25 protein-coding genes and 1 riboswitch are annotated in these 22389 nt (G+C 51.3%); of the genes, 12 read left to right on the top strand and 13 right to left on the bottom strand.

The window, feature by feature from the left end; all coding sequences use genetic code 11:
• The 4 genes from serS to RSA72_RS08090 form a co-directional block, all read left to right on the top strand.
• Nucleotides 1-1265 (top strand): serine--tRNA ligase (serS, locus tag RSA72_RS08105; protein WP_332624580.1); only part of this gene is annotated, 1265 nt, incomplete at its 5' end.
• Between the two features lie 76 nt (nt 1266-1341).
• Nucleotides 1342-2718 carry a siroheme synthase CysG gene (gene cysG / locus RSA72_RS08100; RefSeq protein WP_332624579.1) on the top strand — a complete coding sequence of 459 codons (1377 nt, stop codon included), beginning with the start codon at nt 1342-1344 and terminating at the stop codon, nt 2716-2718.
• Nucleotides 2719-2753: 35 nt separating this feature from the next.
• Nucleotides 2754-3233, top strand: coding sequence for a tRNA (cytidine(34)-2'-O)-methyltransferase (locus RSA72_RS08095; protein WP_332624578.1), 480 nt, complete (start codon nt 2754-2756; stop codon nt 3231-3233).
• Between the two features lie 348 nt (nt 3234-3581).
• The gene (locus RSA72_RS08090; protein ID WP_332623774.1) at nt 3582-4028 is read left to right on the top strand and encodes a hypothetical protein; all 447 of its coding nucleotides are present in this window, start codon (nt 3582-3584) and stop codon (nt 4026-4028) included.
• A gap of 449 nt (nt 4029-4477) precedes the next feature.
• Here the strand turns inward: RSA72_RS08090 and RSA72_RS08085 are convergent, their stop codons facing one another.
• Nucleotides 4478-4852, bottom strand: a complete 375-nt coding sequence (locus RSA72_RS08085; RefSeq protein ID WP_332623775.1) for a winged helix-turn-helix transcriptional regulator — start codon at nt 4850-4852, stop codon at nt 4478-4480.
• A 139-nt stretch (nt 4853-4991) separates the two neighbouring features.
• On the opposite strand from RSA72_RS08085, the gene RSA72_RS08080 reads away from it, so the two are divergent.
• A complete protein-coding gene (locus tag RSA72_RS08080; RefSeq protein WP_332623773.1) occupies nt 4992-5546 on the top strand; it encodes a flavodoxin family protein in 555 nt (184 codons plus the stop codon).
• Nucleotides 5547-5628: 82 nt separating this feature from the next.
• Here RSA72_RS08080 and RSA72_RS08075 read toward each other — a convergent pair whose 3' ends face one another.
• From RSA72_RS08075 to rpoD, 6 genes are all read right to left on the bottom strand, one after another.
• A complete protein-coding gene (locus RSA72_RS08075; RefSeq protein WP_332623771.1) occupies nt 5629-7026 on the bottom strand; it encodes an APC family permease in 1398 nt (465 codons plus the stop codon).
• A gap of 265 nt (nt 7027-7291) precedes the next feature.
• Nucleotides 7292-8476, bottom strand: coding sequence for an iron-containing alcohol dehydrogenase (locus RSA72_RS08070; protein WP_332623770.1), 1185 nt, complete (start codon nt 8474-8476; stop codon nt 7292-7294).
• Between the two features lie 3 nt (nt 8477-8479).
• Complete coding sequence (locus RSA72_RS08065; protein ID WP_332623769.1) at nt 8480-9013, bottom strand: hypothetical protein; 534 nt, start codon at nt 9011-9013, stop codon at nt 8480-8482.
• 76 nt (nt 9014-9089) lie between these two features.
• Nucleotides 9090-9749 carry a lipoyl(octanoyl) transferase LipB gene (lipB, locus tag RSA72_RS08060; protein WP_332623768.1) on the bottom strand — a complete coding sequence of 220 codons (660 nt, stop codon included), beginning with the start codon at nt 9747-9749 and terminating at the stop codon, nt 9090-9092.
• A 153-nt stretch (nt 9750-9902) separates the two neighbouring features.
• Nucleotides 9903-10190 carry a YbeD family protein gene (locus RSA72_RS08055; protein WP_332623767.1) on the bottom strand — a complete coding sequence of 96 codons (288 nt, stop codon included), beginning with the start codon at nt 10188-10190 and terminating at the stop codon, nt 9903-9905.
• Nucleotides 10191-10304: 114 nt separating this feature from the next.
• The gene (gene rpoD, locus RSA72_RS08050; protein WP_332632998.1) at nt 10305-12194 is read right to left on the bottom strand and encodes an RNA polymerase sigma factor RpoD; all 1890 of its coding nucleotides are present in this window, start codon (nt 12192-12194) and stop codon (nt 10305-10307) included.
• 384 nt (nt 12195-12578) lie between these two features.
• Between rpoD and RSA72_RS08045 the strand changes: the two genes are divergently transcribed.
• A complete protein-coding gene (locus RSA72_RS08045) occupies nt 12579-12785 on the top strand; it encodes a PA3496 family putative envelope integrity protein (protein ID WP_068911991.1) in 207 nt (68 codons plus the stop codon).
• Nucleotides 12786-12852: 67 nt separating this feature from the next.
• Nucleotides 12853-13377 (top strand): YecA/YgfB family protein, encoded by a 525-nt coding sequence (locus tag RSA72_RS08040; RefSeq protein ID WP_332623078.1) that lies wholly within the window; start codon nt 12853-12855, stop codon nt 13375-13377.
• Nucleotides 13378-13458: 81 nt separating this feature from the next.
• Here the strand turns inward: RSA72_RS08040 and RSA72_RS08035 are convergent, their stop codons facing one another.
• Both RSA72_RS08035 and trhO read right to left on the bottom strand, forming a co-directional pair.
• Complete coding sequence (locus RSA72_RS08035; RefSeq protein WP_332623076.1) at nt 13459-14073, bottom strand: DedA family protein; 615 nt, start codon at nt 14071-14073, stop codon at nt 13459-13461.
• 190 nt (nt 14074-14263) lie between these two features.
• Nucleotides 14264-15196: an oxygen-dependent tRNA uridine(34) hydroxylase TrhO gene (gene trhO / locus RSA72_RS08030; protein ID WP_332623075.1), complete on the bottom strand. Its 933-nt coding sequence runs from the start codon at nt 15194-15196 to the stop codon at nt 14264-14266.
• Between the two features lie 179 nt (nt 15197-15375).
• Between trhO and RSA72_RS08025 the strand changes: the two genes are divergently transcribed.
• Both RSA72_RS08025 and RSA72_RS08020 read left to right on the top strand, forming a co-directional pair.
• Nucleotides 15376-15864, top strand: coding sequence for a DUF1289 domain-containing protein (locus RSA72_RS08025; protein ID WP_332623074.1), 489 nt, complete (start codon nt 15376-15378; stop codon nt 15862-15864).
• 49 nt (nt 15865-15913) lie between these two features.
• Nucleotides 15914-16531 (top strand): LysE family translocator, encoded by a 618-nt coding sequence (locus tag RSA72_RS08020; RefSeq protein ID WP_332623073.1) that lies wholly within the window; start codon nt 15914-15916, stop codon nt 16529-16531.
• Here RSA72_RS08020 and RSA72_RS08015 read toward each other — a convergent pair.
• The gene (locus tag RSA72_RS08015) at nt 16513-17073 is read right to left on the bottom strand and encodes a TetR/AcrR family transcriptional regulator (RefSeq protein ID WP_332623071.1); all 561 of its coding nucleotides are present in this window, start codon (nt 17071-17073) and stop codon (nt 16513-16515) included. The two genes, RSA72_RS08020 and RSA72_RS08015, sit on opposite strands and share 19 nt — an antisense overlap.
• 99 nt (nt 17074-17172) lie before the next feature.
• On the opposite strand from RSA72_RS08015, the gene RSA72_RS08010 reads away from it, so the two are divergent.
• Nucleotides 17173-17706 (top strand): HPP family protein, encoded by a 534-nt coding sequence (locus RSA72_RS08010; protein ID WP_332623070.1) that lies wholly within the window; start codon nt 17173-17175, stop codon nt 17704-17706.
• 111 nt (nt 17707-17817) lie between these two features.
• On the opposite strand, the gene ribB is transcribed toward RSA72_RS08010, so the two are convergent.
• Nucleotides 17818-18477, bottom strand: coding sequence for a 3,4-dihydroxy-2-butanone-4-phosphate synthase (gene ribB, locus RSA72_RS08005; protein WP_332623069.1), 660 nt, complete (start codon nt 18475-18477; stop codon nt 17818-17820).
• A gap of 102 nt (nt 18478-18579) precedes the next feature.
• Nucleotides 18580-18738: riboswitch (FMN riboswitch) on the bottom strand.
• A 168-nt stretch (nt 18739-18906) separates the two neighbouring features.
• Between ribB and RSA72_RS08000 the strand changes: the two genes are divergently transcribed.
• Nucleotides 18907-20694: a DUF2157 domain-containing protein gene (locus RSA72_RS08000; RefSeq protein ID WP_332623067.1), complete on the top strand. Its 1788-nt coding sequence runs from the start codon at nt 18907-18909 to the stop codon at nt 20692-20694.
• Nucleotides 20691-21266 carry a GDYXXLXY domain-containing protein gene (locus RSA72_RS07995; protein ID WP_332623066.1) on the top strand — a complete coding sequence of 192 codons (576 nt, stop codon included), beginning with the start codon at nt 20691-20693 and terminating at the stop codon, nt 21264-21266. The genes RSA72_RS08000 and RSA72_RS07995 overlap by 4 nt, the downstream gene beginning before the upstream one ends.
• Before the next feature lie 62 nt (nt 21267-21328).
• On the opposite strand, the gene panD is transcribed toward RSA72_RS07995, so the two are convergent.
• The gene (gene panD / locus RSA72_RS07990) at nt 21329-21709 is read right to left on the bottom strand and encodes an aspartate 1-decarboxylase (RefSeq protein WP_332623065.1); all 381 of its coding nucleotides are present in this window, start codon (nt 21707-21709) and stop codon (nt 21329-21331) included.
• A gap of 144 nt (nt 21710-21853) precedes the next feature.
• Nucleotides 21854-22389: aminoacyl-tRNA hydrolase (gene pth, locus RSA72_RS07985; RefSeq protein ID WP_332623063.1), on the bottom strand; the 536-nt coding region annotated here is incomplete at its 5' end.

The following is a 22389-nucleotide window of genomic DNA, read 5'->3' as shown; positions in this document are numbered from 1 at the left end:
ACCCGAAATTACTCAGAAATAATATTGAGGCTGTAAATTTAGCCTTGGCAAAACGCGGTGTGCAGCTGAACGCTGAAGAGTGGGCTGCATTGGAAGTCCGCCGCAAAGACATCCAGTCTAAGACGGAATCCTTGCAGGCGGAGCGCAATGCCGGCGCAAAGCAAGTCGGTCAAATTAAAAAATCGGGCGGCGACGCTTCTGAAATCATGGCGCGCATGGCGGCCATCGGCGACGAAATTAAAGCTGCGGAAACTGCGCTGGCGGAGCTTCAGGCGGAACTTGAAGCCAAATCTTTAATCATTCCGAACCTGCCGCATGAATCTGTGCCTGAAGGCAAGGATGAAAGCGGTAACGTTGAAATTCTGAAATGGGGCACGCCGCGCCAGTTCGATTTTGAGGTGAAGGATCATACTGACCTTGGTGAAATGATCGGCGGCTTGGAATTTGAAACCGCCACCAAACTTACCGGTACGCGCTTCAGCGTGCTGAAAGGCCCGCTGGCCCGCCTGCAGCGCGCAATCACCCAGTTCATGCTGGATACGCATACTGTGCAGAACGGCTATACCGAAGCCTATGTGCCTTATCTGGTTAATGCGGACTCTTTGCGCGGCACAGGCCAGCTGCCTAAATTTGAAGAAGATTTATTCAAGCTGCAGGGCGAAAAAGAATACTACCTGATTCCGACGGCTGAAGTGCCTGTGACCAACTTCGTGCGTGACGAAATCATTGACCCTGAACGCCTGCCGCTGAAATATGCAGCGCATACGCCATGCTTCCGCAGCGAAGCCGGTTCGTATGGCCGCGACACCCGCGGCTTGATCCGCCAGCACCAGTTTGACAAAGTCGAGATGGTGCAGATTGTCAAGCCTGAAACGTCAATGGATGCGCTTGAAGAATTGACGGGCCATGCGGAAGGCATTTTAAAAGCTTTAGGCCTGCCGTACCGTAAAATTGTGCTGTGCGGCGGCGACATGGGCTTTGGCGCATGCAAGACTTACGATCTGGAAGTGTGGGTGCCGAGCCAGAACACTTACCGCGAAATTTCTTCATGCTCCAACATGGGCGACTTCCAGGCCCGCCGCATGAAGGCGCGCTACCGCGCGGATCAGAAGAAAACTGAACTGGTGCATACTTTAAACGGTTCGGGCCTGGCGGTTGGGCGCACCCTGCTTGCGGTGATGGAAAACTATCAGCGCGCTGACGGCTCAATTGAGGTTCCTCAGGCATTGCGTCCATACATGGGCGGCGCAGAATACATCGACTGATTAAAACCGATGTACAGCGCAATTTTGTGCATGAAAATTGCTTAAGACAGTCAGATCTAAAATATTGAGGTAGTCCGTGGATATCTTTCCAATCTCTTTAAAGCTGCAGCAGCAGCCTTGTCTGATTGTCGGCGGCGGCCATATTGCCTGCCGCAAAGCCGCATTGCTGGCCAAAGCCGGTGCAGTCATTGATGTGATTGCGCCTGAAATTGACGGCAGCCTGCTGGAGATTGTGCAGCAAAGCCAAGGGCGGTACCTGCAGGCGCCGTTCAGTGCGGAAATTCAGCTCCGCCCTTACCGGCTGGTGATTGCGGCGACAGATGACAAAGCGGTCAATCAGGCGGTTTTCGCCGCCTGTGAAGCTGAAAATGTCCTGGTCAACAGTGTGGATGATCCGCCGCATTGCCGCTTTATGGTGCCGGCCATTATTGACCGCTCTCCGCTGGTGGTGTCGATTGCCACCAACGGCGCTTCGCCGGTTCTGTCGCGTCAAATCCGCACCCAGCTTGAAGCCAGCATTCCGCACGGCATGGGCAAGCTGGCCGATTTTTCAGGAAAATGGCGCGCAGCGGTGAAAGCGAAAATCGCCAATCCGGATGAGCGCCGCATCTTTTGGGAAGATTTATACGCCAGCCCGCTGAAAGAGCAGGTTTTTCATGGCAATGCCGCAGAGGCGGACCGCCTGATGGAGCATGCGCTGCTTGAATGGCAGCCGCCGAAAGGCGAAGTCTATCTGGTCGGCGCCGGGCCGGGCGACCCGGAGCTGCTGACGCTGAAAGCCCTGCGCCTGATGCAGCAGGCCGATGTGGTGATTTACGACCGCCTGGTGTCGCAGCCGATTTTAGAGCTTTGCCGTCGCGATGCGGAAAAAATCTATGTCGGCAAGGCGCGCTCCAATCATGCTGTGCCGCAGGAAGGCATCAATGCGCTGCTGGTGAAATGCGCGCAGGAAGGCAAGCGGGTCTGCCGCTTGAAAGGCGGTGATCCGTTTATCTTTGGGCGCGGCGGCGAAGAAATTCAGGAACTGTTTGCTGCCGGCGTCGCTTTTCAGGTGGTGCCGGGCATTACGGCCGCGTCAGGCTGTTCAGCCTATGCGGGCATCCCTTTAACCCACCGCGATTATGCGCAAAGCGTGCGCTTTCTGACTGGGCATTTAAAGGAAGGCTCGCCTGAGCTGCCGTGGAGTGAACTGGTCTATCAAAATCAAACCCTTGTTTTATACATGGGGCTGGTTGGGCTGGAAAAAATCTGCGCGCAGCTGATTGCGCATGGCCAGCGCCCGGATATGCCGGTTGCGCTGATCTCCAAAGGCACAACGCCGGAACAGAAAGTTGTCGTCGGCACATTGGCGGATATTGCCTCCAAAGTGTCAGCGCATCAAATACAGGCGCCGACATTGACCATTATTGGCGATGTGGTCAGCCTGCGTGAACAATTGCAGTGGCAAGACTGAACCTGTCGGCCACGTTGAAAGAGTAGAGAAAAGCTGTGATCCATGTTGTTTTATACGAGCCGGAAATTCCTGCAAATACAGGGAATATCATTCGTTTATGCGCAAATACAGGCGCACAGCTGCATCTGGTCAAGCCCCTGGGCTTTGAGCTGGACGATAAAAAGCTGCGCCGCGCCGGTCTGGATTACCATGAGTGGGCGCGCATGCAGATCTGGGAAACATTTGAAGAATGCCTTGCAGATTTAGCGTCAAAAGGCGTTGATATGAATGCGGTATATCCTTTAACCACCAAAGGCGAAGCGACACCGCATACTTCGGACTTGAACCGCCCTGTGGCTTTGCTGATGGGGCCGGAAACCCGCGGCCTGCCGGAAAATGTGCGCATGCTGTTTCCTGCGGAACATTGGGTCCGCTTGCCGATGGCGCCGAATTCGCGCAGCCTGAATCTGTCGAATGCGACTGCAGTAATTCTATATGAAGCATGGCGCCAGCAGGGTTTTAAAGCGCTGGCATAGGCTGCAACCGCTCAACAGGGCTTGCCAGTCAGTTAAGCATTTTTAATCCTCCCCAACCCTCCTTTTTCAAAGGAGGGAGTATTTTGAAATTCAATACAGTCTTGAATTCCTTGCACAGCAATGCTGTTCATCCCCCTCTTTTTCAAAGAGGGGTTAGGGGAGATTTATCAATCAGTAATAATGAAATTACGCTTAACTGATCAGCATTACTCAACAGGGCGGTTTTTTTCTGCCCGAAGCGCTGGCTCATGGCAATTTTTTGTAAAATCATGGCCTAAGTGCTTCTGAATGCAGGAAAAACTGTGTATAACCGAATCAGCAAAGCTAGAAAAAAGAGGCAGCTGACGTTTGAACCGTTTAAAGACTTACCCGTTATGGCTCCCGCTTTTGGCAGCATTGATCTCTGCGCCGTGCTGGGCCGATGAGGGCGCTGCGATGCCGGCTGCTGTTGCGGAAACTGTACAGCCGCTGAGCAAAGCTGAAATTCAGCAGGGGATGGCGGAACTGCAGCAGCGCCAGAATCAGCGCATTGAAGAGTGGGGCAAAACCCTGAAGCCTGAAGATTTTGAACGGGGCTGGTTTGGCCGGCAGCTGAAAAAGCCGAAACGCCAGGAAGTCTGCGGGCTGTATCAGGGCTTGATTGATGAAACCTACAGTCTGGCGCAGCAGAATAAAAGCCGTCTGCCGGCAGCCGATCAGCAGCAGCTGGAAGACCGGAGCTTATTCATTCAAAGTTTGGGCTATAAGGATAATATTGTGGATACCCGGATGGGCTTTAACTGCCGCATACGCTAAGCGCGGCCGCCGGCGTTCATTAAAAGGTGCAGCTGGCCAGTAATATCCAACATTTTTTCTCTGTGTTGCAATAGCAGAGTTCTTTTAAATGGAACTATAATCTCTATTGGAAACAACTAAGTAGATTTTTTGTGCAAAAAGCAGATGATTTATGCGCTCTTAAGTTTAAGCGCTTGCACTGCCTCATTTTTGCTTTAAAAGTTTAAACGCCTTTGCGCAGGCAAGACTCTACTTTGGAAAGACCCAAAGTGGGCAAAAGTCTTTTGTTGCCCATACACGGCGTCCTGAGCCAGTTTTAAGCACTGCTTTAAAATGCAGCGCAAGGATGGGCAACGTGCGGCATCCCTGCCGCACTCGCGTATCCAAAGCTTATTTACTCAATTATGGGGTAATTGCGCAGCTGGCGCCTTTTTGCATTTGAATTATTTAAGCAATGCTTGCCGGAGATTTTATGCGTTTTGCAGCGCATCATACTGATGCTGCGCATCCAGAACCCGGCTCATATTGCCTTCAGCCCAGAGCTTGAACTGAAAGGCGGTTTCGGCCAGTTCTTCACCCAGCGCGGTTAATGCATATTCCACTTTGATCGGGCGGGTGTCCAGCGCTGTGCGGCTGATAAAGCCGTCACGCTCCAGCATTTTCAATTTCTGCGACAGCACTTTCGGTGAAATATTGATAATGAGCTTTTTCAGTGAATTAAAATGCTGCGGCTGCGATTTTAAGGTATCTAAAATATACAGCACCCATTTGTCGGCCATATTTTCAAAGAAAAGCCGCGATGGGCAGCGGGGATGGTAAACATTATAAGCGGCAGTAGCCTGCATCATGGCGGCCTCCAGTGTGGATATTTTGAAGCATAGCAGAAAGAGCTGCTCTAAGCAGTTACCCTTTGGTAACTAATTGACACTTAGTATCTAAAATATATTATATAGCCTTCAATGATCATTTTAGGGCTGAACAATCATGACTAAAACTGCTGTGGTGTATTTTTCCGGCTATGGCCATACCAAAGTCATTGCTGAAACTTTTGCGGAAGCAATCAATGCGGATTTAATTCAAATTGATCAGGACGGCAACATTCAGGATCAGGACTGGGATACGCTGGACGCTGCGGACGCCATAGTCTTTGGCGCGCCAACCTATATGGGCGCTGCGCCTTGGCAATTTAAAAAGTTTGCCGATGCATCTTCAAAAAAATGGTTTACCCGTGCATGGCAGGATAAGATTTTCGGCGGCTTTACCAACAGCGCCAGCCTGAACGGCGACAAGCAGGTAACGCTGATTGCCCTGCAGACGCTTGCTTCCCAGCACGGCGGCATTTGGGTCAGCCTGGGCCTGCTGCCGGCCAATACCAAAGCGGCGCAGCGCACTGATGTGAATAACTTGGGCGGTTCGGTCGGCTTGCTGGTGCAGTCGCCGTCCGATGCCGGCGCGGATGAAATTCCAGCGGGCGATTTGGATACCGCCAAAGCGTATGCCAAACGCATTCAGGCCATTGCTGAAAGATTTTCCGCCTAAAAAAATGCCTGCCGGATGATGCGGCGGGCGGGAAAGAAAAAGGCGCATATTGCGCCTTTTTACTTTTATCCGCTGCTGCGGGTTAATGATGGGTATCATCAAACTCGTTATGCTGCGGCGCCGGATGCTTGAAGCCTTTGGTTTTATAGCCCAGGTACAGGATGCCGAACATCGCCCACCATAAGCCGTATTTCAATGCGGTTTCTTCAATTTCCAGCCACATGGCGAAGATGCTGAGGAAGCCGAGCATAGGAATCACCACAAAGCTGAAAATATCCTTCATGTTCTTGGTGCGGCCGTCACGCAGCGCATAGCGCGAAATGACTGACAGGTTGACGAAAGTGAAGGCGGTCAATGCGCCGAAGCTGATCATGGAAATGACAATGTCCAGATCCATAAAGCCTGCAGTCAATGCAACCGCGCCGACAATCATAATATTGTAGGACGGTGTAAAGCTCTTGTGGCTGATATGGCCGAAGATCTTTTTATTGATCACGCCGTCACGGCCCATCACATACATTAAGCGCGATACGCCTGCATGCGCGGAAATGCCGGAAGCCATAACGGTCACAATGGCGAAATACAGCACCACGGTTTTGAATGCCGCGCCGCCAACTGCCATCAGAATATCCGGCTGAGTGGCCGCTACATCGTCAAAATAGGTTTTCGGGTCATTCGGGAAATAGACCTGCATGAAGTAGGTACTGATAATGAAAATCACGCCGGCAATCAGTGCGGTTAAGAAAATTGCTTTCGGCAGGGTTTTTTCAGTATCTTTGGTTTCTTCCGCAAGCGAGCTGAGCGAGTCAAAGCCGGTAAAGGAGAAGCACAGCAAGGTCGCGCCGGTAATCAATGCGCCAACTTGGGTCATTTCATTCCAGAATGGCTCTAGGCTCCACAGCTGGTATTTGGCATTGACTAATGTGCCGTCAGCATTGACACCGCCAGCCAGCAGGCTGTAAACCATCCAGGTGAAGTAGCCGATGACCGCCAGCTGCACAAAGACAATCAAGCCGTTGAAGTTTGCGACAAATTTCGCGCCGCGCAAGTTCACAGCAGTCATGAATGCCGTCAGGCCAATGACCCAAAACCAGTGGCTGATATCGGGGAACAGCGCTTCAAGGTAAATGACCGCCAGAATGATGTTGACCATTGGCGACAGCAGGTAATCCAGCCACGACGACCAGCCCACCATAAAGCCGACATTCGGGTGGATTGATTTCTGCGCGTAAGTGTAGGCAGACCCGGAAGACGGGTAGCGGCGGATCATATGCCCATAGCTGATGGAGGTAAACAGAATTGCAATTAAGGCAATAATGTAAGAGGTCGGCACATGATAATGACTTTCTTCCGATACCAGGCCGAAAGTGTCAAACAGTGTCATTGGCTGAATATAGGCTAAACCAATAATAATAATGTGCCAGAGGCCCAGCGTTTTTTGCAGTTTAGCTGCCGATTGAGTCCCAGAGATATTTGTCAACGGCGTTATCCTCTTAATCGTTGATCAAGGATCAGTCATGTTCATCAGGATCGTTTGAGACGAACGATCCCCCCTGTGTTTAATGCAAAAGTGCGCCAATCTACTCCGGAATGATGCCTTTTGTCAGTAACCTTTTGAGTTTTTTCAGCAGAAATTATGCCAATTGCATAAAAGCCGGCGGCTTTTCTGACCGCAAGATAAAAGCCCGATGCTTAAAAAAGCATCAGGCTTGAATTTTCGGCTATATTCGCTTATTTTTCAGCAATTACCAAGCTTTTTCTAAGATAGTTTTCAAATCCTGCAGGGTGGCTTCTTTCGGGTTGTAAATGATCGAGCCGTCATTCAGCGCCTTTTCCGCCACTTCATCCAGCTGCGCTTCGGAAACCTTGCCGGTTTCGCGCAGCGTGCGCGGCAGCTTGGTCAGGGCGTAGATGCGGTCGCGCATGGTCAGCAGGGTAGAAATGGCTTTGTCTGCGCGGGCATGGGCCGGGGTCTGCGAATAGATATCCGGGCCAGCCAGCGGCAGCAGCAGGTCAGCCAGCTTATCGCCGTTCACTTCTTTATTGTATTCCAGCACATAGGGCAGGAACAGGTTCATGCACAGGCCATGCGGCAGGTGGGCAACCGCGCCCAGGGAATGGCCCAGGGAGTGCACTAGGCCAACCATTGAATTGGAAAAGGCAATGCCGGCCATAGTTGAAGCCTGCGCCAGCTCCAGGCGGCCGTCCGCATCATTGGGGTTATCCAGCACATTGAACAGGCTGGCGCTGATTTTCTTGACGGCTGCCGTGGCATAGGCGTCTGAAATCGGATTGGCCGCCAGGCAGGTATAGGCTTCAACTGCATGCGTCATCGCGTCCATCGCGGTCATTGCGGTGAGGTGCGGCGGCAGGGTCTGGGTCATGCGCGGATCAAGAATGGCGGCGTGCGGCATCAGGTAATACGATGCAAACGGCATTTTCACATTTTTCTGATTGTCTGAAACCACAGCCACCATAGTGACTTCTGAGCCGGTGCCTGAGGTTGTCGGAATCACAAAAAACGGCTTCAGCGGTTTAGGCAGGTTATGCGCGCCTGAATATTTCAGCAGGTCATCGCCGCCTTCAGAAACTAAGATGTTGGTGGCCTTGGACGTGTCAATCACCGAGCCGCCGCCGATGGCAATAATCGCGTCGCAGTTGTTGTCGCGGTACAGCTGGGCTGCCTTGCGCACAGTTTCAAGGCTTGAATCCGGCGGCACATCGTCAAAAATACAGCCGATCACCGCATCGGTCGACTCAAAAGCCGCTTCAATCGGCGCCAGCAGGTTATTGCTGCGCACGCCTTTGTCTGTAATGATCAGCGGGCGGGTGGCGCCAAGAGTCGAAAGCTCAAACGGAATATGTTCTAAAGCGGCATGGCCCGCAATCACTTTAACCGGGCAGAAAAATTCGTAATAAGGCTTAGCCATGTGTTATGCGCTCCGTTTGAAATAGGATTGAGCCACTTTCAGGTAAATGTGGGCAGCTCCGGTGAGTTTTTCTTTTAGGCTTAAATCGGCTGGATATTCCTTGACGGCAAGTTCCGCTATAGCTTTCGGCAGAATCAGCGCTTCCATTTTATTCAGGCAGCGGACCAGGCGGATGGCATAGGCAATATCGCCGTCGGCAATCATGCGGTCATTGGCAAACGCCTGCGCGGTGCTTTCCTGAAAAGAAAAGACTAAAAAGGCGTGGCTTAAATGCTTGAAGGTGATAGTCAGGTCAGGCTTAGTTGCTAAATCCGGCACCAGCTCCAGCTGCCTGCTTTCAGTCACGTGCGCAATAAAGGCTGGGCCATGCGGAAATACTTTCATTGACAGGGTGAAGTTTTGCGGAAACTTGGCGACTTCCTGCTTCACTTCTTCATCGACTTGGCTCGCCATGACCAAGCCTCTGCCAATCACATCCATCATGAGTTTGACATAGGCTAGCTGCAGGGCGGGCTTTACGGATTTTGTTGCAATCACGCGGTTATCCCTTTTTTTGAGTATTATTTATTTAGAGTAAATACTCTAATTTATTTCTGCGCCGAAAGCAAAAGCTTTATCGCTGTTCGACTTTAATCTCTTTAAAGTAACCGCTGTGCTGCAATGTTTCAATGATATCGACGCATAAGTTCTCAAATTTAGGATAGTTTTCCGCCAGATCCTGAATGCGCACCATTTCCAGCCCCGCATAGCCGCAGGGGTTGATGGTGTGGAAGCCGGACAGGTCGCAGTCAATATTCAGCGCCAAGCCGTGATAGGAGCGCCCCTTGCGGATTTTAAAGCCCAATGAGCCGATTTTACGCTCATTGACATACACCCCCGGCGCATCCGGTTTGGCATGGGCCTCAATGCCGTATTTTTTAAGCAGCTGAATCATTAAGTTTTCCGCATAAGACACCAGCGTGCGCACATTCCAGCCCAGACGGTTCAGGTCAAACATGAAATAGGCCACCAGCTGGCCGGGGCCATGCCATGTCACTTGGCCGCCGCGGTCGGTCTGCACCACGGGGATGCTGCTGTGCTGCAGAATATGCTCCGGCTTGCCGGCCTGGCCTTGGGTCAGCACATCATGGTGCTGCAGAATCCACAGCTCGTCCGGAGTATTTTCACCGCGCTGCTCGGTCAGCGCTTTCATTTCAGCAAAGCGCTCTGCATAAGGCGTCAGCTGGCTGTATTGGCGGATTATTAAAGACGGTTTTTGAACTGCATCATTCACGCAGGCTGCATCCTTTCTAAAAATTAAAACTCATGCGCTTCATTATAAAGAATTGCCTGCAGGATGGGGTGCAGCCCGCATGAATTTCGCCGGCGGGCGCGCATAAAAAAACACGCCCGGAAGCGTGCTTTAATCGGTTCATTGGCTGATATCTTAAAGCGCAGTGCGGATGTGCTCGCAAGCGGCAAGGTCTGCATACAGCAGATGCACCTGCTCAAGCTCTTCAAAACGCAGCTGCGCAGTAATGGAGTGGTATTTTCCAGTGCGGGACGGCTGCACAGCTAAGCTGGCTGCATCAAACTCAGGAAAATGCTTCACTAGAATTTCTACAACAGCACCGTGCAATTCTGCGCCTGCATTGCCAATCAGCTTGATTGGATAATCCATGGGAAATACCCAAAGGTCTTCACGGAGTTCGCGAGATGGAGTGCGGTCTATCATAGTTCACCTCAAATTTTATAGACAAAGCCTGCAAACGTGCAGGCTTTGTGATTCTCTTAAATACATAATGAAGACAAGCGATGAAATTTCAAGTCTCCACTGTATCTATGCTGCTTAGTCGTTTTCCAGGAATGAACGCAGGTGTTCAGAACGGGAAGGGTGGCGCAGCTTGCGCAGCGCCTTGGCTTCAATCTGGCGGATACGCTCGCGGGTCACGTCAAACTGCTTGCCGACTTCTTCCAGCGTATGGTCGGTCGGCATGTCGATGCCGAAACGCATTTTCAAGACTTTCGCTTCGCGTTCAGTCAGGTTTTCCAGCACTTCGCGCGTCGCTTCCTTCAGGCCTTCTGAAGTGGCAGCATCAACCGGAGAGGTGATGTTGCTGTCTTCAATGAAGTCACCCAAATGCGAATCTTCATCATCGCCAATCGGCGTTTCCATGGAAATCGGCTCTTTGGCGATTTTCAGCACCTTGCGCACTTTGACTTCGTCCATTTCCAGACGTTCGCCCAGTTCTTCGGGCGTCGGCTCACGGCCCATTTCCTGCAGCAGCTGGCGCGATACACGGTTGATCTTGTTGATGGTTTCAATCATGTGCACTGGAATGCGGATGGTGCGCGCCTGATCGGCAATCGAGCGGGTAATGGCCTGGCGGATCCACCAAGTCGCATAGGTTGAGAACTTGTAGCCGCGGCGGTATTCAAACTTGTCTACGGCCTTCATCAAGCCGATGTTGCCTTCCTGAATCAAGTCCAGGAACTGCAGGCCGCGGTTGGTGTATTTTTTCGCAATCGAAATCACCAGGCGCAAGTTGGCTTCAACCATTTCCTTTTTCGCGCGGCGGGCTTTGGCTTCGCCTACAGCCATGCGCTTGGAAATGTCCTTAATTTCCTTTACGTTCAGGCGCAAATCTTTTTCAATGTCCGCAATTTTCTGCTGGAAAGCCAGAATGTCCGGGCGGACTTTTTCCAAGTAGCCTTTCTGATCTGCAGGCGCTTTGGCAATCTGCTCATCCAGCCAAGCTGGGTTGGATTCCTGGCCCGGGAAAGAGGTGCGGAACTGCGTGCGGTCCATGCGGCCGCGGCGGATGGCGTAGCGCATCACTTCGCGTTCTGAGGTGCGGATCTGCTCATGCGTGCCGCGGATCAGTTCAGAAATAATATCAAACAGGCGCGGCGTGAACTTGAACATCATGAATACAGAAGCCAGCGCTTCAAGGGCGGCTTCGCCTTCCTTGCTGCTGCGGCCGTGCTTTTCAATAACAGTCTTGGTGTTTTTCCAGGCGTTATCCAGTTCAGTGAAGCGCGCTTTGGCGATTTCAGGGTCTGGGCCTGACTCGCCTTCAGAATCGTCATCGCTTTCAGCTTCTTCTTCTTCGTCATCATCGTCCAGCTTTACGTCTTTGGCTGGCGCCTTGCTTGAAGTGCTTTCAGCTTCCTCAAGCTCAGATTCTTCTTCCAGAACTTCCGGAATTTCTTCATCGGTTTCAGGGTCTAAATAGCCTGAAAGAATGTCCGCCAGGCGGCGTTCGCCGGCTTCATAATCTTTGTATTCTTGTAATACGACTTCAACAGCGTTCGGCCAGTAAGCAATAGAATGAAGAACGTCACGAATGCCTTCTTCAATGCGTTTTGCAATGCTGATTTCGCCTTCACGCGTTAACAGTTCTACTGTCCCCATTTCGCGCATGTACATGCGCACAGGGTCAGTGGTACGACCAGGTTCGTTTTCAACAGATGCAAGTACGGCTGCGGCTTCTTCTTCGGCAACCTCATCAGCAGCTTCATTGCCACCCTCAAACATCGCATCGTCAGTTTCAGGCGCGCGGTCATGTACAGGGATACCAACGTCATTCAGCATCTGAATGATGTCTTCAATCTGTTCGCTTTCCGTGATCGAGTCCGGGAGATGATCGTTAACCTCAGCAAAAGTCAGGTAACCTTGCTCTTTGCCTCGGCTAATCAGAGCCGCTACTTGGGAAGTAGGGGAAGTCATATCGCTCATCTTTGCTTACTCTTCGTTGAATCTGTGGCAGTGAAAAACCGTGCATGATAGCACAATTCGCTATAAATAGTTTTTGAATTGATCAGTCCAACATGATTTTATAAATAATGATGTTGAGTTAACAATTGATTAGGTATATTGGGCTTAAAACGCTTTTTTCAAGTCAGGCGGCTAAGGCCTGCTGAATATTTCTTATTTCACGGCGGATTGCCTGCATTGGCGCAGTCAAAAGCCGTCTGCCTATAATTGCACAATTTCAGCTGAAAGCGCGCGCGATTTTAGCCTGAAGATGCAAAAAAATAAAAAAATCTTGACAAGATTCTGGAACCCATATAAATAGCGGCTAGTACCTTTCACATTTTTCATTATTATGAGGTAGTTTCAGTGTCTTCTACAGATTTTGAACTAGATGATAACTACGGTGATGATGACGTTAATTTCGATGAAGCCGGCAGCAAGATAAGCGCAAAGGAATCATTGGAAAAGCGCCGCCTTATCGATGACCTGCTCGCGCAGCGCCGGCTGGAGCGCGAATTGAAGGAATTTGATTACGATTTTGACGATGATGACCTTGACGGCGATGATGAGTAAAATCTGATTCTGCATGGGCGCCGAAAATGCTATGCTAGCGCTTTAAGTTTCTAAGTTTGGATGTGAAATGAGTGCTTTGGATTTAGACCTGTTAAGTGAATACCTAGACGGCGATCAAAATGAGTACGGTCTAGATTTTGCTGCGACTCACGGTTTCTTGTGCGCAATTGCGGTTGGCCCGGCGTTTGCAAAATGGCTGGATGAGCTGTTTGACAACAATCAGAAGAAAGTGCCAGGCGAAATCATTGAACAGGTAAAAGCATGGCTGGAAGCAATCCGCCAGAGCCTGGCGAATGAAGAAGGAATTGAGTTTCCTTTTGAAATTGAAGAAGCGGATGTAGAGTCAAGCTTGGGCGACTGGAGCGTGGGCTTTGTTGACGCCATGTTCCTGAACGAAGACGCTTGGTTTACGGAAGAATTCGAAGAGCAGCTGATTGATCTGACTTTGCCGATTATGGTGTTCAGCGGGATTGATGAAGAAGACCCGCAAATGGAAACTTTCCGCCGCAACGGCCAGCTGATGGACGAGCTTGCAGAAGAAATTCCTGAAAATTTAAATGAATTATATTTGATGTATCACACGCCAAATTGATTTATGCATGATTAGAAAAGCGCCTGAACAGGCGCTTTTTTTATGGGCGCAGCTTTGGCGGAATAGCAGCAGCGCAGGCGCTTAGGCCGAATTCTTGCGCTGCCGGCGCCTATACCACAGCCATGCCAGCACAGCGCCGGCAATGGCTAAAATGCTGTAGCCGGCGCGGCTGAAAATCTCATGCATCAGCGCCTGATTTTCGCCAAAATAAAAACCCACGCAGGCCAGAAAGGTCGTCCAGATGACGGTGCCAAGGCTGCTGTAAAGCATGAACTTCCAGAAGGGCATGCGGCTCATGCCGGCGGGAATGCTGATCAGCGAGCGCACGGCAGGAATCATGCGGCCAAAAAATACAATGCGGTGGCCGTATTGTTGAAACCATTGCAGCGCGGTTTTGACATCTTCAGACTTGATAAACAGGTATTTGCCGTAGCGCTCGGTAAAGCGGAAAATCGCTTCATGATTGAATTTATAGCCAACCCAGTACAGCACAGCTGCGGCCGCCAGCGAGCCGATGCAGCCTGAGATAATCACGCCAGTCAGCGCCAGCTGGCCCCGTGAAGCGGCGTATCCGGCGGAAGGCATAATGATTTCGGACGGAATCGGCGGGAAGACATTATCCAAAAACATCAGCAGGGCAATGCCGAGATAGCCCAGCTGCTCCATAACCGAAATGATCCAGTCCTGTATGCCCATAGCGCTTTAACCTGTTTAAATTCTTCAATAATAAAGGGTTTCAGCGCAGAATTCTGTAGCTTTATTTAAATTTGCGCGGCGCTTCAGCGCATGGCTTCCATGAGCGGGGCTGAATTAAAAAAACAGAGCTGCAGCATAAAAAAAGGCCGCAAAATAAATTTTACGGCCTTTGATGTTCAGCTTGTGAAAATTACAGGCGCTTGCGCTTCGCCGCTGCAATTTGCGACTGGCGCATGCGGAAACCGGCTTTCTGCTGTTCAGAGGTTTTGTCGATGCAGTATTTGCATGATACGCCATGCTCATAGCTGCTCAGCGCAGCTTCTGCTGGAAGCAAAGGCCAGCCGCAGGCGTGGCATTTAATATTCGCGCCTTCTTCCATGCCGTGAGTTACTGCGGTGCGGCCGTCAAATACAAAGCATTCGCCTTCCCACATGCTTTCTTCAGCCGGGGTTTCTTCAAGGTATTTTAAGATGCCGCCTTTCAGGTGGTACACCTCCTGAAAGCCTTCCTGCAGCAGCAGTGAAGTTGATTTTTCACAGCGGATGCCGCCGGTGCAGAACATGGCAATTTTCTTGCCTTTATGCTCTGCAAGATTCTGCTTCACGTATTCCGGAAATTCACGGAAAGTTTCAGTTTTCGGGTCAATTGCGCCTTTGAATGTGCCGGCTTTGTATTCGTAGTCATTGCGCGTATCCACCAGAATGACGTCATCGCGGGCAATCAGCTCATTCCATTCTTTCGGGTCTAAGTAGTGGCCGACTAAGTCGCGCGGCTTCACTTCTACGCCTAAAGTGACAATTTCTTTTTTATGCTTGATTTTCATTTTGCGGAATGGCTTTTCAGAGCTGTGAGACTCTTTGTATTCCATTGACGCAAAGCCTTCATTTAAAAGGAATTGATGAATGGCATCTACAGATTGGCGGTCGCCGGAAACGGTGCCGTTAATGCCTTCGTCTGCCACAATCAGAGTACCGCACAGGTTGATGGTTTTTACCAAATCCAAAAGGCGCTGCTGCAAGCCTGCAGAGTCCTGAACTTCTTTGAATTGATAAAGCGCTGCAACAACCCAGCCTGCGGCCGCATGCTGTTCTACAGGTGCAAGCTGTTCTACAGTAGCGTTCATGGATACTCCAATTAAGACAGTGAATTTTTTAAAGGCGCATATTTTAGCGCGAATTGCGCGAATATGCGAGCAATATGGCTGGCATGCATGGCTTCTCATCCAGCGGGAGAGGGTGTATATTCTTGGCCTGCCGGTTGCATGCCGGTGAAGCCGATTTGATGATTTTTTAGGAGCATGCTTTGAGTACGGACCGCCGGATTGCCTCATTGACCCCATGCGCGGGGCGCTGTTCAACCGTGTTTGGCGACTCAGTTTGCCGCGGCTGCCGGCGCTTTAACCATGAAGTAATCAAGTGGAACAGCTATACGCCGGAGCAGCACAGCGCGGTGTGGAAAAGGCTGGATGCGCAGCTGGATCAGATTCTGATTCCTATGCTTCCTTTTGCCGACTTGCGCCATGTTGAAGGCTTTGTGCTGTCTAAGCGCGCGCGCCTGCGCCCGGATGCAAGCTCAGGCCGCAAGCTGTACCATGCCCTGAAAATCTGCGAGAAAAATAAAAATCTTGCAGGTGAAAGCGGCCTGGGAATTCAAAGCAGCCAGGTTAAGCCGCTGTGGCAGGAGTTTGAGCGGCGCGTGCTGGCGCTGGCGGAGGCCAGCTATGATTTGGCTTTTTTGCGGGCAGACGGCATCAGCTATAATTTAATCCATATGGCGGAAGATGATGAGTGAATGTTTTTTATGCCAGCCGGGAAAATAAATAGATGAAGCGGGCGCAGCCATGAATGTTGTTGAGTTTATTTTGTATTGCGCAGCCGTGATTGTGATGATCGCGACGCCGGGGCCGGTGATGCTGCTGGTGGCCAGCGCTGGCCTGCAGGGCGGCTATAAGAAGGCCCTGCAGACCATTTTTGGCACGAATTTAGCCTCTTTGATCTTAATTGCACTATCGGTGCTGATTCTGAAAGGCTTTTTAACGGTTGACGCGCAATGGTTTAACGCGATTAAAATTTTAGGCTGCCTGTATATTGCCTATATTGGCTTGCAGATTTTAAGGGAAGCGCTGCAGGCGCCACAGTCTGATGCCACTGGCAGCATGCAGTTGCAGGCTATGCGGGGCGGCTTTAAGCAGGGCTTTCTGGTGGGCATTTCCAACCCTAAGGATATTATCTTTTTTGCGTCATTTTTCCCGCAGTTTACTGGCATCACCTCAGAGCTGAATTTAAGCTTGGCCGTACTGACCGTGACCTGGATTATTCTGGATTTCAGCACGCTGTCTTTGGTGTATCTGGGTTTCAACCGGCTGGCGCAATCCAGGCTGTATGCAAAGCTTTTGGCGGGCTGCGGCCTGATGCTGATTGCTGTGGCGCTGTACGGCATTTATTCAGCGCTGTTTTGAAAGCAGGCGGCAATTTTAAACAGCAGTTTCTTTGCATGGGCTGCTGTTTCCGCATCATAGCCTTCCACTGAAAAGCGGCTGATCAGGCCTTCAAGCTGAGTGTAGAATACCGCGCTGAGCTCCTGAGCGCCGTTCAGTTCAGCTGCGTATTGCGCAATCAGCCCGCGCAGCCATTCTTTATGCGCTTTGGCGATTTGATGGATTTCCGCTTCCTGCGCGGAAGACTCACTGACGGCGCGGACAAATAAGCAGCCTTTGAAATGGTCCGCCTGAAACCACTGCATGTGCCAGTCATAAATCCGCTCCAGCGCGTCCAAGCCCTGCGCATCCGCCGCATAGTCCAGCAGGCTCTGCCTGAAGCGCAGATCCCGGCTTTTCAGCACTTCCTGCACCAGCTGCGGCTTATTTTTAAAATGCGTATACAGCGTGGTTTTCGAGCAGCCGGATTCATCGCGGATTAAATCCACCCCAACGCCGGTAAAGCTGTGCTGATTGAACAGCTGTTCAGCTGTGCTGAGAATTTTCTGCGCCGATTTAGACATTTCGCCGTTTCCTTCCGCATATTTGCAATAAGTACAGATCTGTACTATTTTAATTTTAGCGCGCTGACTGTCTAAAATCAATTGTAAGGGGAATGCGGGATGTTTTTATTTCAGGGCTGGGGAAAACCGGCGCAGCGGCCGGATGCTGCCGATATGCTGCGCGGCTTGACCGGGGGTGGCCTCAGTGTGTACATGCTGCTGGCGCTCACGGAATATTCCGGGCATATGTGGATTATGGCGCCGTTTGGCGCGAGCTGCGTGCTGCTGTATGCAGCCCCGCAGTCGCCGCTGGCGCAGCCGCGGAATATTATTTTAGGGCATCTGATTTCGGCATTTGTGGGCCTGTGCTTTGCGCATTGGCTGCCTGTCAATATGCTCAGCATTTCGCTGGCGGTCGGGCTGGCCATCGCCTGCATGCAGCTTTTAGGCTGCGTGCATCCGCCGGCCGGCGCAAATCCGCTGCTGATTCTGCTGACGGCGCAAACCGCGCAGTATGGCTGGAGCTTTCTGCTGTTTCCGGTTTTGGCGGGCGCAGTGAGTCTGGTTGCTGCGTCTTATGCGGTCAATCATATTGCTGTTTTGATGCAGCGTTTAGCGCTTGGCCTGACCCGGCGCCAAGCTGAAAAAGGCTAAGGGCCTGACAGACGGGGGCAGGCTGCTGCTATTGCTATTCTGCAGGCTGATAAAAAATCCCAGCTAGGCTGCGCTGCTGGGATTGCGGATCTTAAAGGCTGTGTGCCGATTTTAAAGCTTGTGCGCTAAGCGGTACTGCACAATTTCTTCAATAGTGATTAAGGTTAAGTGATGGGTCTGGGCATAGGCCAGCACTTGAATGCCGGATGCCATGGTGCCGTCCGGATTGGTGAGTTCGCACAGCACGCCGGCAGGCTTCAGTCCGGCCAGCCGGGCCAAGTCGGTGCTGCCTTCGGTGTGGCCGCGCCGGGTCAGCACGCCGCCGCTGCGCGCGCGCAAAGGAAAGACGTGGCCGGGGCGGTTTAAATCGCTGGGCATTGCGCCGTCTTTGATGGCGGCGTGAATGGTGATGGTGCGGTCTTTTGCGGAAACCCCGGTAGTAACGCCTTCAGCAGCTTCAATGGTCACGGTAAAGGCAGTTTTGAACTGGCTGGAGTTGTCATCCACCATGGGCGGCAATTGCAGATGGTTTGCCAGCTCATCGGTCAGGCACAGGCAGACAATGCCTGAACCGTCGCGGATCATGCGGGCCATGGTTTCTACAGTCAGGGTTTCAGCTGCTACAATCAGGTCGGCTTCATTTTCACGGTCAAAATCATCCATGACCAGAACAGGCTTGCCTTGGCGCAGATCTTCCAGCGCCTGCTGAATGCGCTGCTCAAAAGGAGGAAGTGCAGAAAAGAAAATTTCGGGTTGAATTAAACTAGACATTGAAACGCTCGCGTAAATTGAAAGTACGGTTGAACATTTCAGGACATTGAAAAATAGGCGCAGCAAATCAATTGCAGCGTAGGCCGCAATTGAGCTTGATTACGTCGTCTTCTTTCATCCGGACTATACCGTCGGCTTTGGATTTGCACCAAATCTGCGAAGCGCTGCTGGCAGCGCAAGGCTCGTGGGCTGATTCAGTCAGGAATGAATTCATGCTGAACTTACCACCGGTGGGGAATTGCGCCCCGCCCTGAAGCGATGTGCAGCCATTATAGACCGGTTTGGCGCGCAAAAGGGGTATTTTGACCGGTGAGTAAACGCAGAATTTAATATAAGAAAAATAATTATTCTGATTTGTAAGCATTTTTTTGAAATGCGGAAAAGCGTGCTATGTTTCCTTGAGAATGAGATGCTGCTAAAAACATAAAAATGAATCCACTTGAAATAAAGCCGAAAAACCAATTTTCACCTGTTTTGTTCACCCATTCCCCAGTCATTCAGCATTTGCATGTGATTGGGTTGGCGCTCATTGCAGTCAGTGTACTGTACCTGATTGCGGCCAATTGGCTGATGCTGCCGAAAATCATTCAGCTGCTGATTCCGCAAATTTTCCTGCTTATTTCCGCATCGGCCAGTGTGTGGCTGGCATCGAATGATGCTGTCCGCCAAGCATTGGATGGCATTTCAGGATTAATGCTCGGCTTAAGCATGGCGGTGATCGGGCAAGTCTATCAAACCGGCGCAGACAGCTACCTGCTGTTTCTGGTTTGGGCGCTGCTGCTGCTGCCTTGGCTGTACCGCCCGAATATCGGCGTTTTTGCGCTGTTCTGTGTGGTAAGCCAGTTCGCGCTCTTAATGTTTTTCAAGCAAAGCTTCTGGATGAATCAGGAACTGAGCGCCTATCTGCTTTGCCTCAGCATCTGGACAGGACTGTGCTTTATTGCCTGCATTCAGCGCTATTTCAGTTTACGTTATGTGTTTACCGCTTTTGCTGCCGGCATATCTCTGCTGAGCATGTTCAAGTATTGTGAACACTATGCATGGCCTTACCTTGCGCTGTCGCTGCCGCTGGCTTTCAGCCTTTATTTCTACATGCAGCGCATGGCTTTGGAAACTAGCCTGCAGGTGGCGGGGCTGGCGGCCAGTGTCAGCATCCTGATTTTTCAGATCACGGAAGATGCATTGCCCGATTCCGCCGCAGGCTTGCTGGTGCTGGCTGCGCTGATTTTTGCATGGTTTGCCGGAATCAGCGCGGTGCTGATGAAAATGCTGCCGAAAACCAAATTCGCCGCCATTCCTTTGGCTTTGGGCGCATGGTTTGCCGGAATTATCCTGTCTTCTTTGCTGCTGACTTACTGGAAAGTTTTTTCCATTGCGGCCGGGCTGGCCTTTATTGCCGCGGCCCGGCTGGTGATCCGCCGCACATCCAGCCTGTTTTTGCGCCAGCTGGCGTACTGCCTTTGGATTTGCGGCCAGGCTGCAGTATTGGCGCACACTGAACTGCTGACCGGCAGCATTGCCTTGATCTGCCTGATTCAGTTTTTCTTTGCGGCGCTTTGCATATTCAGCCGCATGCACTGGCTGATTGTGCTGATGCAGCTGGCGGTGCTGTACGGCTTAGGCCTTGCGGCCCTGCTGGATGCAGCCGGCTACGGCAATCAGGCATATCTGCATTTTTATATCATTTCACTGAATTACGCGCTTCTGACCCTGCTGCTGTGCAGCGCGCCGCTGTGGCTGAAATCGGCTTACCGCGCAAGTTTCAGCTTATGGATTCTGCTGATTCTGGCTGCGGCTGCCGTGCTGCAGCTGGCGCTCAATCCAAGCTTTCAGGCTGAGGCGCCGCCCAGCCTGTGGGCGAATTATCTGCTGCCCGGCATATGGCTGCTGAGTTTCTGCCTGATCCACCGCAGAGCCTTGCTGCAGCCTCAGCTGTGGGCCATTCCTGCGCTCGCCGCGGCTTTGATGCTGTTCGGCTATTTTGAAATATTCATCCTGCTGGCGCTTCTGGCCTGGTCGGTCGCTTATCAGCAGCGCTTGGTTCAGGCGCTGTCGATTCTGCTGCTGGTCTTTTGGCTGTGGCTGCTGTATTACAGCCTGGGCGTCAGCTTCCTGATGAAAAGCCTGAGCATTTTTCTGTCAGGGCTTGCGGTTATGCTGCTTGCGCATCTGCTCGCTCAGCAAAATAAAACCGCTGTACCGGGGAGCGCCGCATGAAAAAGATGATTCCTCTCTGCCTTGCGCTGTTCAGTGTTGCATTGTTCTTGGCGATGATTGCGCGCCACGAATGGCGCCTGGCGCACAGTGACAGCGTTTTTGTCAGGCTGATGCCGGCCGATCCGCGCTCGCTGCTGCAGGGTGACTATATGGCGCTGAATTATCAGCTGTATTTTGGCGGCTCGGCGCCATCGGATGAGCTGTCTCCAGCCCGCAGTTCTGCAGGCATGACGGCTGAATATTTTAAGAATAGGCCGCAGCTTCTTGCCTATGTGCAGCTTGATGAACAGCGCCGCGTGATAAAAACCAGTTTTGATGAAAAAATGCTGGGCGCTTATCCAGCCTCTTCTGCAAAATTGATCTTAAAAAATCCAAACAACAGTTTTGAAAGCCTGTACCCGGCAGCGGCCAGTTTCTTGTTTGCGGAAGGGCTTGAGCCGTGTTACCGCAATGCGCGTTTTGCTGAATTAAAGGTGCAGGAAAATGGCCAGCCGCTTTTGGCTGGACTGGCGGATGAAAATTTAAAAGCATTAAACTGCGAACAGCGTGGTGAATGGTGGAAGGGCCGCTGAAGGGCTGGATTGAGCGCTGTCAAAAAAGCCCGCAATATCGCGGGCTTTTGAATTTTTGCTGTTTATGCCACTTGAACTGGAATGCAGTTCGCCGTGTGGTTGACGGTATTATTCGGGTTGGCGTATACAAGGCGGGGCTTGTGCGCATTGGCTTCAGCTTCAGTGAAATTGCCAAAAGTTGCAATAATGACTAAATCGCCTACATCTGCCTGATGCGCAGCGCCGCCATTGACTGAAATGATGCCGGAGTGGTCTTCGCCGCGGATTGCGTAGGTGGCGAAACGCTTACCGTTGGTCACGTTCCAAACATGAATTTCCTCGTATTCACGAATGCCAGCCAAATCCATAAGCACGCCATCAATGGCACATGAACCTTCATAATGAAGTTCTGCATGTGTTACAACAGCACGGTGGATTTTGCATTTTAATAAACGAGATAGCATGGCTGGCGTCTCCTTGGTGGACCGAAGATTGTTATCTTATGGTTGGAACAATCAGCCGAAACGGGTAGGCATCGGGCTGCATGCGCATTTTGCTCTGAAAACGGCATCATGGCAAGAAGCATTGTTCAATAATCTGTAGAATTATCAGTTTGGCTTGTAAGCATTGATTTGATTCATGGCTTGCTGTATGTCGCCGTTTGCCAGCAGCTTAATGCGTGACAAAGCGTGCGCAATCGCGTCATCCATCAGGTTTTGTTCGCTGCTTGGCGCTTTGCTTAAGACATGGCCGGATACGCGGTCTTTTGCGCCGGGATGGCCAATGCCAATCCGCAAGCGGTGAAAGTTCGGGCCGGTATGGGGAACAATATCTTTTAAACCGTTATGGCCGCCGTGGCCGCCGCCGGTTTTCAGGCGGATCACGCCCGGATTCATATCCAGTTCGTCATGCGCAATGAGCATAGCTTCGGGGGCAATATTGTAGAATTTTGCGAAGGGGACAACACTTTTGCCGGAAAGGTTCATAAATGTTGAAGGCAGCAGTAGGCGGATGTCTTGGCCTTCTATCTTGCCGCGGCCGCTGATTCCATTGAATTTCGGATCAGCTTTGAGGGAAATGCCATACTGTTCTGCAAGGCGTTCTACAAACCAGAAGCCTGCATTATGGCGGGTTTGGGCATACT

Origin of the sequence: Acinetobacter sp., assembly GCF_036659555.1 — a bacterium.
Taxonomy (GTDB): Bacteria; Pseudomonadota; Gammaproteobacteria; order Pseudomonadales; family Moraxellaceae; genus Acinetobacter.
Note: the sequence above shows the minus strand (reverse complement) of the source record. Positions and strands in the feature narration are given on the sequence as shown.